Source organism: Ureibacillus chungkukjangi (genome assembly GCF_044795995.1).
GTDB classification, from domain to species: domain Bacteria; phylum Bacillota; class Bacilli; order Bacillales_A; family Planococcaceae; genus Ureibacillus; species Ureibacillus chungkukjangi.
Window position 1 is genome coordinate 139,586 of sequence record NZ_CP085010.1, and the last position, 13,351, is coordinate 152,936.

Here is a 13,351-nt window from a genome sequence, read left to right on the forward strand (position 1 = left end):
ATCAAGGAGTCGAATGATGAGGTAACGCTCTGAAAGGCTTCCCCTGCGTCGAATAGCACGCTGCTTAGTAAGGAGAAGCGTGTTATAAGCTCGGTTAATAGGCGCAAGAATTTACCGTAACAGTTCGGCTGCCGAAACCCTACCCGATGGGGTGGTGTAAATCATGGTGCTTGGGTTGAACGAATAAGGTGAGAATGCAACATAATAGGATAATAAACTATATTGCTGACGAACCTCTGAATGTACGGGTCTAGAATGGCAATACACAGAAATGTGTATATCACTAAATGTGAGGTTAGATGTGGATGAGTAAAAATCAATTATATGAAAGTCCACCTTGTGTTACAGGCACATGCAATGCTAACAGGCTCATAGGAGGCACCTAAGTTTGTTCCATAATAGATAATATTCAACGTGGTAAGCTGATAACGTGGAGAGCTTACTCTCGATGAAACGTTGGAAAAGAAAATAATCGTGAGATTAGCGAGTATATAACTTTCCTTTATATCAGTGAAAGTGGTGGCACAGTACCGACGAAGCGTGTAATGAACGTGGAGGGATCGCCACTAGATTAATAGTAGATTTATTCACCATGAAGGGCAGTTCTTCTTCAACGATTAATAAGGTTCTCGTGAGACTAATAGAGGTTCAGCTCCATAAGGAGCCACCGACTTGTTAAAACGAAAGAAACTGAGACATAACGAGTACTATGACATGCAAAAACAATTTGACATATTATATGCTCGCAGTGTTAATGGTCAAAATTTTTATGATTTAATAGATTTAATGCAATCAAGTGAAAATATTCAACTTGCGTACCGTAATATCAAGAAAAATACGGGTAGTAAAACAGCTGGATTTGATGGCCAAACAATTGAAGATATTAAGCATTTACAAATATCTAAAGTTGTATCAACTATACAAAAGATGTTTACACACTATCGCCCCCAGGCAGTACGACGTGTCTATATACCGAAGGCGAATGGTAAAACACGCCCGCTAGGAATCCCGACAATCTGGGATAGATTATTTCAACAGTGTATTTTACAAGTATTAGAACCTATTTGTGAAGCGAGATTTTATAAGCATAGCTATGGGTTCAGACCGAATCGTAGTACACATCACGCGAAGGCGCGTTTCGAAACATTAATAAATCGAGCGTGTCTATATCATTGTGTAGACGTAGATATAAAAGGATTCTTTGATAACGTAAACCATGCGAAACTGCTCAAACAAATGTGGACAATGGGCATTCGGGACAAAGCTCTTCTAACCATTATTTCTCGCCTTTTAAAAGCAGAAATCGTAGCCGAAGGCTATTCAACAAGAGGAACACCTCAAGGTGGTATACTATCGCCACTCCTATCCAACATTGTATTAAATGAACTTGATTGGTGGGTTAGTAATCAATGGGAAAACTTTGAAACGAAGAGGACTTACAAAAACAAAATGAGTAAGAACCAAGCGTTAAAGAAGTCGAACCTTAAACATTGCTATATCGTGAGGTATGCAGATGATTTTAAGATTCTCTGTCGTACACGCTCACAAGCAATACGAATCTTCCGTGCAGTTAAAGATTTCCTCTCAACACGATTACAGCTAGAGATTAGCGATGAGAAATCGAAAGTTGTGAATCTAAAGAAAAATTCTTCTGAATTTCTAGGCTTTCGTATTAAAGCGCATCCTAAGAAAACAGCGAAACGTACCCTATATGTTGCACGCTCACACATGACGAAGAAAGCACTAAAAAATGCACAAATAAAGTTGAAAAAAGCAATTATAGCGATACAAAAACATCAAAGTCTTGAAAATGTCTGGCGATTTAATACGGTTGTAATGGGGATTCAAAACTATTACGCTGCTGCATCGCACATTACAGATGATTTAATTGAGCTGAGCCATCGTATTCAAAGAGCGCTACATAATCGTTTAAAAGGCATTAGAAAAGAAGCGACGCTTCAAGACTTCACGAAATCCTTACTGAAAAGGTATAACGGATACGAATGCAAGATTTATAGAATTAAAGATATGGCACTCGCTCCAATTCATGCCCAACGTTGCCGAATAAACTTAAACTTCTCACAAACCATCTGTAATTATACTACCGAAGGTAGAAATAAAATTCATCATAGTTTGAAAGCTATTAATAAACAAACGCTTAATACTGTGATGAAACAGTATATTCCTCAACGCTCCTTCGAGTATAACGATAACCGTATTAGTAGATTCATTGCGCAATATGGTAAATGCGCTGTAACAGGGGTTGAACTTAACTTTGACGACTGGCACTGTCATCACAAAACTCCATATTATTTCTCGCAAGATGATTCTTATGGCAATCTAATTATTGTCAATGAATCAATTCATCGACTAATCCACCTTAAAGACCACGATAAAATAAAAGTACTGATGAAAGTACTTCAATTAGATAAGAAGCAACTAAACAAAGTAAATGAATTGCGTGAGCAATGTCTGAACGAAGCAATCTAATTCCACATTACATCTTGTCCATACATAAAAATTGAATGAATTGAATTAATTGGAACGCCGTATGCGGTGAAAGTCGCACGTACGGTGTGAAGTGGGGGAAATGCTGGCGATAACTTCAAAAGCTTACCTATCACGATAATAACGTCCTTTTGTATTCACTAATTTTAATTACTTCTCTACAATAAGGATGGATTTTATCGAGATTGGTTACAATCTGTAACCGTTTATTATTTTGTGATTTATGTCTTTTTAAGAACAGAGAGTAAATAGCTCTCTGTTCATGTCATAATGATTGTTCTTATATCCCTCACTTTTTTCTCCAGTCCTGTGCTTTAAAAACCTCAATGGGACGCATCATTTCAAGGTCTTCATGCTCCAGCATATGACAATGCCATACATAACGCCCGGTGAAGGGTCCAAAACGGGCAATAATGGATGTGACATAACCGAAGGGGGTCTGAACTGTATCCTTTAATCCCACTTCATAGGGATTCGGAGGAGTGGGTGGCCCCGTAAAAACAAGTTTTCCGTTTTTTTGATATTGAGAAACATCAAAAGGTTGGCGGTCGAGAATTTGAAAGTCAACCAAATGGATATGGATGGGATGAGGATCATCATCGACTAAATTAATGATTCGCCAAATTTCAATGGTATTAACTTCAATTCTTTCGGATATTCGATCCATCCACATTTTTCCGTCCAATAAATTCAAGGAACGACCATATTGATCTTTGGTTCTGACGAGTGTTAAATCTCTTGTTCTCTTAGCCATACTTCTTGGGAGTCGGTTAATATCCCCTAGATAATAAGGAAGCGAGCTTGAATCTGGACTTTTTAACGGAACGGTTACTCTGAATTGCATGACATCAGTTGTTTCAGGTGATGTACTCTTGGTGACATTTTTGAGTGTAACGGTTTGACCGTAGTATTGAGAAAAATCAATAATCACATCTACACGTTCAGCACTTCCCATTATAAATTCATTTATTTTTACTGTTCTATCAAGTAAGCCACCATCCGTGCCTATTTGATAAAAAGGCTGACCGGAGTCCATTTTTAATGTAAGGATTCGACTATTCGATGCATTTAAAAAGCGAAATCGGTATTTTCTTGGTTCAACTTTCAGAAAGGGATAAACCTTCCCGTTTACCAGAATCGTATCTGCATCAAAAGGAGGAACAAGAGACGGATGAGGAAGACTTTTGTTGTTTGGGTCCGATGTACTGGGATAATAAAGTGATCCGTCTGGATTAAACGAGCGATCGACAATTAAAAGAGGGATTTCATAGTTTCCCTTCGGTAGATTAAGGGATTGTTCATGCATGTCGCGAATGAGATAAAACCCTGCGAGACCTGCGTAGACGTTCAATCTTGTAATTCCTACTGTGTGGTCGTGATACCACAACGTAGTGGCTCGTTCAATGTTTGGATACGAATAAATCTCTCGTTCAAACAAAGGTCCCGTTTGTTCAAAATTCCTTGTAAACCAGGCTTCGGGATAACCATCACTATGGGCAGGCGTCCTACCTCCATGTAAATGGACAACACTTCTACCCTCTGGAAGAGTAATCTCAGAACCATGAATTGTTGTATCGACGGGGAGAAAGTGCTTATTAGGCAGATCGTTTATCCATTTAACAAACACTGTTTCATTCTCCATCACTTCAAATGTAGGACCCGGAAATGTTCCATCGTAACCCCATAAACGTGTTGGTTCAAGGTCCCTGTGCAGCTTCTGAGAAAACTCTTTCATGGTCACTTCATAATATGAATTATTATTAACTTGTCTCTTAGGAGATAAGATGTTGGGTATAGGCAGTTCATCCACGAATTTTTGCAGCTCTATTTTTTCAGGCATAAGAATGGAATTCCTCCTTATAATTAAGATCCACTTATGAAGTTTATGAAAGTGAACTTGCTTTATGTATCTTTCTTATGCATCTACCGGGTGCGTTCTAAGAAGGATTAATACTTTTTTTTTGAAGTTATTGTACTACCATGAAAAACGTAATTATCTTTCATTTTCTGTAGTGAAGTTTTGATTCATGGAGGGCTAACGGGACAGTTTAGTACAACTAAAATCAAATTTATTTAGACATACTTATAATAAAAAATCTTATAAGGTTAGTTGAAGAAGAGGAATGAAAATCGCTTTTTTAATGTCACAATTGAACTATATTACGAAATAAATAGGAGGTATGATTTTATGGAATTTCCACCAACTTGGTTTTATGCCATTTGCATGATTGTTTTTATAATACTTGTTTTCATAGATTTTTTTATACAACTCAATAAACACAAATGAACAATTCGAAGACATTATGCAGTTGTCTATTGCACAATCGGGCGCGATTCTTCAATAAGAGAATCGCTTTTTTCCGTTATAGGGCCATTAAATTGAACAATACGCTTAAAGAAAACGGGATATTTATGTTGAAGTATTGGTGAGATTGTGAAGGATTACTTAAACGGAGTGCTTTATTTAAAAATATGCTTTTTAACTTTATAACAAATTCGATTCTAATTAAGAAAAGCGACTTGGATTTCTTGCCCTTAGTCGCTTCTTTTTTGTATTACAAAATTTTTTCTTACTCACATGGTGTTCTTTCATACCAATTTTCACAAACTAGTCTTCCCATTGGGTATCCTGCTCCGGCTCCTAACGCGGCTCCAACAGCTGCTCCAGCGATTGCGGCAGCCCCTCCAGTGGGACCTCCAGCGACAGCAGCTCCAATACCAGCTCCGGCGGCAGCACAAGCAGCGGCTGTTACATCTACACAATCACAAAAGCTTCCATTTTCTTTATTTTCTTCATGGTAAGCTTGGGCATGAGATGAGGCCATATTAACAGCAACGTTGAAATCTGCATCGCTTAAATTAAGATCTAGTTTTTTTAATTCCTCTTTAGCATGATTTATTGCCTCTCCTGGATTTCTTATTCCATTTAATATTCCTTCTGGGTCTATTACTCCTCCAGGATTTAACATAGCACCTGGATCAATGGGTGGAATTTCAAAGCCTTCAAATGGATTTCTTGGTCTACGAATTCTAATTCTTACCACAAGTATTCACCTCCATAGGGATATTGTTCTCAAAGTGCAAATAAAAACAGCCAGCAAAAAAAACCAGTTACCTGATCCAAAAAAAATAAAGCCGCGGTCTATATCTAAAGGGTTCCGTTTTAAGGTGCTTTTTTGATAAATGACACTAGAAATGACGTGTGAATTGGTACACGTCATTTTCTTTATTTATCAAGGTTTTTAGGACCTTTTAATGAGTTTTGGTATAACAATTAACATCATTTTATTTAACGGAAAATAAGTATTGTACAATGGAAAAAGATGTAAAAATGACTGTCGTTGTTAACGCCATTTTTTATTTAGCAATATTAATGAAAAGGTGTTCTTCTTATTGAACGAACGAGGAATCCGAAATTTTTGTTAAAGTATAGAAGAATAGTACCGTACATTCGAGGGGGATGGTTTTGAAAAAATTCTACTCGTAATGTTTTTGTAATTATTTTTAACAATTGGTTTAATTCTATTAAGATTCGAAAGTGTATTGTTTCAGGAGGGGAATCCTACACCTATCCTTACATCAATAATGAATCTAGAATTGGAAAAAAGTGATTACGAACTGTTTTCTGAAACGAATATTCATAATAAGTATGTATCTGACAATACAGGATTTTATCGATACGATGTAATAAAGGAATATATGAAGGACAAGGGATGGGATTTTAAAGAACAAATGGGTTCGGGACTTGTCTTTAAGAAGGATGAACAGACCATTGTAGTAGAAACCAGACAATATTCAAAACATTATATCCTTTGGAATATTCCAAAGGAGGTTTTAAGCTAACGGAGTGCGTTAGTTGACGTTTAGGCTTGAGGCGATATTATAGTTATTCCATTAAAGGGCGCTATCCTTGAATAAAGGAAATTGCTCTTTTCTGAAGAATGAATTGTACCTATTTTATAAACAGTTTAATTTTAATCATGTTGAACCGTAAAATAAAGTAAGCGTGTTGTGGTTTACAGTTTGAATTACCAGAAATTGAAGCTGTTTTTTATGTGAAATATAAATAACTGAAAGGGAGGGTGAAAGTGGAGAGATTTAAAATAGGGGCTGAACCAAATTTTATCGAGTTTGGCTTAGATATAATACATGGTTTTCCAAATGAAACAGATGTTGATGGTGGATATACCGTTGAAGGATCTGTTTCAATTCAAAGTGGAAGGTATGGCGTACATAAAGCAGCTGTTTGGTTTACAACGGGACAAGTATATCAGCTATATCATCAACTTAAAGATGCTTTTCAACAATTAAAAGGAATTATTGTTTTTTCTAATAGAGGAGAAGATATTTATTTCGAACTTGAATTTACTCGTCTAGGTCAAATCCATGTAAATGGTTACTTTCAAGAATATCCTAGTATAGAAAACCGATTGCAATTTGAGTTTCATTTAGATCAAAGTTATATACCACCAGTATTAAATGAATTGAAAAAAATTGTGGATGTATATGGTGGAATGCGAGGAATTAAGGATAAATAAAATTAGCTCTATTGCATTGCACCTTATCATAAATAATAAGATCATTTGGTACAAAGGTTTTATCATTCAATATTCAACAATCGGGCGCGATTGAATAACACTTAGATTTTTAGCGACTTTGTTGTTATATTTTTAGTATCGTGAAGTTTCTTAAATTTAAAAATTAAACAACTATATTTTTAACCCTGTCCTAAATTCGAACGGGGTTATGCTTGTTTGAGCTTTTAATGTTAAATAACTTTATTTTCATTTCACACGTACCACACATTATATATATGTCTAAAATGTGTGGTCCATACAGGGTCAACTACTCAACCTAACTAACCTAAATATAACATTGGTTATATCCGCATATGGATGATCGAGATAATGATGGTATGGTAGGGGAATAAGCACCTAGAGCTAACTCAGGCATAATAATTGAACGAAGGAACATTTTCCTCGTTGGACGATTTATAACAAATTGCAATTGGACATCTGTACAGCAACAGGGTGAAAAAATAATCAACTTTTTGAAAACGAAAATTACGCCTGTTGGATAAGAATCCGTTTTGATTGATTTTTTCAAAATGGATTCTTATCAATTGTTATACGCTTATTTGAAAGCTACAAGTATTACCGATTAGCGCGCTACATTTATAAAATTTTTCACGATTCTTTTCATCATTTTAGTATTATTACCTTCCCAGCGTATTCTTTCTATAAAATCTAAGTAATTTATAACGATAACATCCTCAACGTCCAAAGTGAATCCTTCAAGGTATGGCTCGATATCGAACAGAAAGACTTTGCATCGGTTATTTTGTCTGATATTGAGAACGATTTCTATAAAAACGATATCGGACATGGAAAAATGACCTTTTGGCTCCTTATAATCATCGAACTCCTCATCTTCATCTTCATCGTCCTCTATATCTTGAAAAATAAATGTAGTAGGGGATACCTGCTGCACTTCTTTACGAGTTATTTTAGATTTAGGTTTGTGCAAAACATCTAAGTATTTTCTTTTGCCCTCTATTAGAAACCGCGCAGCATCTTTATGAGACAAGTTTCCACTCTGAATATTTATTATGAAATCTACATATAAAAGGGCGATTAATTTACCTAGTTCAAATTGATTCAGTTCTGGATATTGAGTAATAAAAGTGTCTCTTATATCATTAACGTATTCATCTCCACGCACTACATCGACATACCTCATTTTTAAATCTAATTTCTCATTCTCAATATCAACTAATGCATTCCTGATTTTATTAACTACGCTAGTAAAGATGGATTTTTTTCTATCTTTCATCGCTCTAACATCATAGTAAGACAATTTGATAGTCCCCCTTACGTTCCAATAATTCTAATATTGATATAACTAGGATATAAACAAGTTTTCTATCAGATATCGCTTGTTTAGTTGAAAGACCATATGGTCCGCCGAGCTGCTCATAATCTCTTTCAAGGGGCTTTACATGCATGTATACTTTGGTATCTTTGTATGATCTGCTCCAATTTATCTCATGAATATTTTTCAGGGCATACTTCAGCAGCAAGGTATTAAAATGGGTTTGAGTTAACTTTTCCTCATATCCATAAATCTTTTTATAGTAGGTATCCGTTTGTTTACAGGCCGACTTTAAACGTACTTGTTCATTTTGGTTTACAGGAAATTTAATATCTCTACATTTATCCGAACGAATCTGCCTTCGCCTTATATTATGTGAATTATTTGCATTGCTTTGAGGGGCTTCTAATTTGTTGTTCACATTATTATCCCAACTTCGAATTAAGGGAATATGATTTCTGGCCATTAATCGTTTCCTCCCTTCCCGACAACCTCTCTTGAACCATTAACTGAGGGTCACTTTTCCTGTTTTCCACTTTTCCGTACATTTTATTAACGGGGTAGGGGAATTATAACTATATAAAATCCAAATTGTATAAATTAACATTTATTGGACAATAATAGTTATACAGATTAAAAGGAAGGGAATGTTTAGAACATGACAATGAAGAAAAAGGGAAGCAAACAAACATATGATGAAAAAGTCGCGGTTCAATTCATGAAAACAGCAATAAAAACAGGGAATAAAATGGGGGCAAAAATAGTTGGTATTAGGAAGGCATGATGATAGTTATTTATCTAAACTAATACTGATACCTGAAATTCATAGACACGAAAACGCTAGAAGGCGAGCAAAACCCTCTAGCGTTTTCATCTTGTGCATTTCTTTCAATACTTACTTAATTGAGCTTTGACAATGTGAAGAACCCTACAACTTAAATATACATTCATTAATTTAAATCCATATTAAGCGAATTTGAAATATTGTAAATTTTAACAATACGCTATCTTTTATACTGTCAACAGTACTTCCTTAGAGGATTATGCACCACTTTTAAAACCACTAAAAATGTAGCCCCCTCCGTGTTAAATTTAGTTTTAATTCGGCCATATTTTTATTAGGTTACTACACGGATTGGGAAAAATTTTAGTAAAATGCACCAATAATTCAAAATGAACCTGGATGTAATATTACCAGTTTAATACCAGCCCATTTTTATGCAAATTATAATTCATTTGTTAACCGAACAATATAATAGTATAATAACTAGGTAATTCTTTTGGGTTATAGCTAAATCATATATTAATTAGAGGGAATACCCCGTCTTAAATCACGAGAAATGAAATGTCTTTTCTTGTACACTAAGGCGCGGGTATTCTCTTTTTTATGGCCAGTTTACTAAAGCGGAACGTAGCGCATGGATTGTTTATGACTACTTCCTTTCAAATCATACATAACATTGGCATACGTGACCAAAGTGAGCATATTGAGCTTCAAGTTGCTCAGGGAATTATCGAACTAACAAAGTTCCCACTTTTTGCAGGATATTATAGAGAGCTTTTAAAAAGCTATGTTGCGGCTGGGGAGATTATTTTAACGGACGTTGAACTGTTCCTTATTGGGAAGTCGCATTATCTAAGGACTACAATTTCAGTAGAAAATTATAAGGGGGGGCGGACTGTTTCTGATTTTCCGAAATTCTAATCAAATATTAGTTTTGTCCTGATTTTTGTAAGTAACTTAATTATCCAATTATAGTCAGTGGAGCAAAAAATATACCTGTTCATTTAGTTGAAACACACATACCTCTAATTGTTTTTAAAATTTAACCATATTATTAAATATAAAGATAAACACAATAGAAGGTGACACAAAAGGGAACCACTTTATCATACCTTTTAATTTTCCATTAAATTATGCAATATGAATAATGCCAATCGGTTGTTTTTATATATAAAAGGGGGAGTGTTTTAGCTTACGGGTATCCAAAGCAGAGTTTTCAATGTCTGCATATTTTCTCCATAATTATTGTTTATACTAGTTTCGTATGACTAACAATCTGTTAAGATAGTCATTATGAACTGACGATAATAAAGCTATAGGAAAGGATTAGTGAAGTTATTTGTTTGACCAATTAAATTTATTTCTTGCTTTTGGAGCAGGAGTATTATCATTTATATCACCGTGTTCACTACCGCTATATCCAGCATTTCTTTCTTATGTAACTGGAATGTCCTTTAATGAACTGAAAGAAGAAAAAGGAGTCTTTACTCGAAAAGCATTGGTGCATACACTACTTTTCTTATTTGGATTTTCTATAATCTTTATGGCTTTAGGCTTTTCTACTTCTTTAATTGGTACAATTTTTATTCAGTATCAAGATTTACTTAGACAAATCGGTGCAATTATTATTGTCATTTTTGGCTTAGTGATTCTAGGCTTATTAAAGTTTGACTTTTTACAGTCAGAAAAAAGACTGCAATTTAAGAGAAGACCTAAAGGATATTTAGGATCTGTAATTATTGGTATGGGTTTTGCTGCAGGTTGGACCCCTTGTACGGGACCAATTCTTGCCGGGGTTATTGCTTTAGGTATCTCCGATCCAAATAAAGGAATGTGGTACATGTTATTTTATGTACTGGGTTTCGCTATCCCATTCTTAGTAATGTCCTTATTTATAGGAAAAATGAAGTTTCTTCAAAAACGAAGCGGCCTTTTTATGAAGTTAGGCGGCGTTATTATGGTTATGATGGGAGTCTTATTGTATTTTGATATGATGACAAAAATCATTGCTTTTTTAACGCCATTTTTCGGTGGTTTCACAGGATTCTAGGAAAAAACAAAGACTTTTTGTATTGTTATAAGACTTCTTTTTTGCGGGAGGAGTAATAGTGAATAAAATTTCTACAAAAGTAGCAATTTGCTTTTTTATAGTTGTGTTAATAATGGAATCATTTCTTATGTATTACCTTCATCAAAGTATCATCAATAACAGAGTGGAAGAAGAGTTTTCATTATTATTAGCGAATGGTGCAAATCACCGTGATGTCCTTATCGAAAATTATTCAGATACGACTATACAACATATCGTCTTAATGGAAAAAAACAAAAATCGAGAAGTAATGATTACAGATAAGACAGGTAGCATTATTAGTAGCTCTGATAAATCTTATATGTTGCAAGAGGAGTATCAACTTTTAATAAGTAATCTTGATCAGCAAAAAGATAAAATAATAGTGTCAGATTGGAGAAATTCGTCGTATATTGTCAGCGCCCATCCCTACATAGTGGATGAGAATCAATTTGGATATGTCCTTATGTTTCAAAGTACTAACTCAATTAATCAATTGGTTGACAATATGAACATGCATTTTGTTATAGCCGGTATTATAAGCTTTATTGTTTTGTTTATTGTGTATGCGTTACTATCTAAAATCCTTACACGCCCTTTAATACGTATGAAAGAAGCAACTGAGAAATTAAGTAAAGGTGATTTTAAAGTAAGCTTATCCTATTTAGGAAATGATGAACTAGGAGAATTGTCAAGATCCATTCAAAAATTGGCAAATGACCTAGAACGCTTAAAGAATGAGAGAAATGAATTTCTTGCATCCATTGCTCATGAGTTAAGTACACCGTTAACTTATTTGATTGGTTATTCAAAAGTCGCTATGAGAAAAGGTTTGAGTGAAGAGGAACGTAAACATTATCTTGAAATTATTGATGAAGAGTCGAATCGTATGAAAGATTTAGTGAAAAACTTATTAGATTTGGCCAGAATGGATGAAACTTCATTTACTGTTTCCAAGGAATATTTTTGGGCCAGTTCCTTTTTGGAAAATATTTGTAAGTTGGTTATGCCGTCTTATGAAGTAAAAAAAATAAGACTAAACCTTGTCTGTGAAAATGACTTCCAAATATATGCCGATTCTATTCGATTAGAGCAGATTGTCCTAAATTTATTAGATAATGCTTTAAAGTATTCAAATGAGAATTCAAAAGTTACTTTAGAAGCGTATAAAAAAGATGAAAAAACAATCATTTCCGTGATTGATACGGGGATTGGGATTCCGCCAGATGAAATTGAGTTTATTTTCGATAAGTTATACCGAGTAGAGAAATCACGTTCCCGTACATATGGTGGTTCTGGAATCGGGCTCGCTGTGGTCAAAGAGCTAGTAGAGGCACATGGGGGGACAATCGAAGTTAAAAGCAAACTTGGAAAAGGTAGTACTTTTAAAATTGTAATATAAAAGGAGGCTTGATGGTTAGATGCAAACAGTTCTTTTAGTAGATGATGAACAAAGGATGTTAGATTTAATTGAATTATTTCTAATTCCTCAAGGGATTAAGTGTATTAAGGAAACAAGTGGTAATAGAGCGATAGAAATACTTAAGAAAGAGAAAGTAAATCTTGTCCTTTTAGATGTAATGATGCCCGAACTAGATGGGTGGGAAGTGTGTAAAAGGATACGTGAATTTTCAAATATCCCTATAATTATGCTAACGGCAAGGGCAGATAAATTAGACTTGGTAAAGGGGCTAAACATTGGAGCAGACGATTATATTTCTAAACCTTTTGATGAAAGGGAATTGATTGCAAGAGTAAGTGCCCTCTTACGCCGTTTCTCAGAGGTTGAAAAAGATACTGATGCTAATATTCGTTACAATGAATTTATTTTAGATACAGAAATGTATTCGTTAAACTATCAGAATCTAACTGTCAACCTTACTCTGAAGGAATTTTATATTTTAAAAGCGTTAATTTCTAGACCTTCTAAAACGTATACTCGGGAAGAATTGCTGGATGCAGCTTGGGAATACGAAACAGAAACAGATATCCGAACTGTAGACTCTCATATTCGTAATTTAAGAGATAAACTCAAAAAAGCGGGATTTCCAACAAACGAATTTTTAAAAACTGCTTGGGGAATAGGGTATAAATGGAATTGATTTTTAAGCAAAACATGA

At 34.7% G+C, this 13,351-nt stretch carries 12 protein-coding genes; 8 read left to right on the forward strand and 4 right to left on the reverse strand.

What is annotated here, in order from left to right; all coding sequences use genetic code 11:
• Positions 1-714 precede the first annotated feature (714 nt).
• On the forward strand, positions 715-2,490 hold the full coding sequence (gene ltrA / locus LG296_RS20225; protein ID WP_404428040.1) for a group II intron reverse transcriptase/maturase: 1,776 nt from the start codon (positions 715-717) through the stop codon (positions 2,488-2,490).
• A 307-nt stretch (positions 2,491-2,797) separates the two neighbouring features.
• On the opposite strand, the gene LG296_RS20230 is transcribed toward ltrA, so the two are convergent.
• Both LG296_RS20230 and LG296_RS20235 read right to left on the reverse strand, forming a co-directional pair.
• Positions 2,798-4,348: a multicopper oxidase family protein gene (locus tag LG296_RS20230; protein WP_107937643.1), complete on the reverse strand. Its 1,551-nt coding sequence runs from the start codon at positions 4,346-4,348 to the stop codon at positions 2,798-2,800.
• A 730-nt stretch (positions 4,349-5,078) separates the two neighbouring features.
• On the reverse strand, positions 5,079-5,552 hold the full coding sequence (locus tag LG296_RS20235; protein ID WP_107937645.1) for a hypothetical protein: 474 nt from the start codon (positions 5,550-5,552) through the stop codon (positions 5,079-5,081).
• 541 nt (positions 5,553-6,093) lie between these two features.
• Here LG296_RS20235 and LG296_RS20240 point away from each other — a divergent pair.
• Positions 6,094-6,351, forward strand: coding sequence for a hypothetical protein (locus LG296_RS20240; RefSeq protein ID WP_251402883.1), 258 nt, complete (start codon positions 6,094-6,096; stop codon positions 6,349-6,351).
• Positions 6,352-6,596: 245 nt separating this feature from the next.
• A complete protein-coding gene (locus tag LG296_RS20245) occupies positions 6,597-7,046 on the forward strand; it encodes a hypothetical protein (RefSeq protein WP_107937649.1) in 450 nt (149 codons plus the stop codon).
• Between the two features lie 622 nt (positions 7,047-7,668).
• On the opposite strand, the gene LG296_RS20250 is transcribed toward LG296_RS20245, so the two are convergent.
• On the reverse strand, positions 7,669-8,364 hold the full coding sequence (locus LG296_RS20250) for a hypothetical protein (protein ID WP_107937651.1): 696 nt from the start codon (positions 8,362-8,364) through the stop codon (positions 7,669-7,671).
• Entirely contained in the window at positions 8,351-8,845 is a 495-nt protein-coding gene (locus LG296_RS20255) for a hypothetical protein (protein ID WP_107937653.1), read from the reverse strand. Before LG296_RS20255 ends, LG296_RS20250 begins: the two co-directional genes overlap by 14 nt.
• Before the next feature lie 192 nt (positions 8,846-9,037).
• Between LG296_RS20255 and LG296_RS20260 the strand changes: the two genes are divergently transcribed.
• The 5 genes from LG296_RS20260 (at position 9,038) to LG296_RS20280 (ending at position 13,333) form a co-directional block, all read left to right on the forward strand.
• A complete protein-coding gene (locus tag LG296_RS20260; protein ID WP_282433296.1) occupies positions 9,038-9,163 on the forward strand; it encodes a hypothetical protein in 126 nt (41 codons plus the stop codon).
• 645 nt (positions 9,164-9,808) lie between these two features.
• Positions 9,809-10,084 (forward strand): hypothetical protein, encoded by a 276-nt coding sequence (locus LG296_RS20265; protein ID WP_107937912.1) that lies wholly within the window; start codon positions 9,809-9,811, stop codon positions 10,082-10,084.
• Positions 10,085-10,502: 418 nt separating this feature from the next.
• Positions 10,503-11,213 (forward strand): cytochrome c biogenesis CcdA family protein, encoded by a 711-nt coding sequence (locus LG296_RS20270; protein ID WP_107937913.1) that lies wholly within the window; start codon positions 10,503-10,505, stop codon positions 11,211-11,213.
• Between the two features lie 58 nt (positions 11,214-11,271).
• Positions 11,272-12,633 (forward strand): cell wall metabolism sensor histidine kinase WalK, encoded by a 1,362-nt coding sequence (locus LG296_RS20275; protein WP_107937802.1) that lies wholly within the window; start codon positions 11,272-11,274, stop codon positions 12,631-12,633.
• A 19-nt stretch (positions 12,634-12,652) separates the two neighbouring features.
• Entirely contained in the window at positions 12,653-13,333 is a 681-nt protein-coding gene (locus LG296_RS20280; RefSeq protein WP_107937800.1) for a response regulator transcription factor, read from the forward strand.
• The last annotated feature ends 18 nt before the right edge of the window (positions 13,334-13,351 follow it).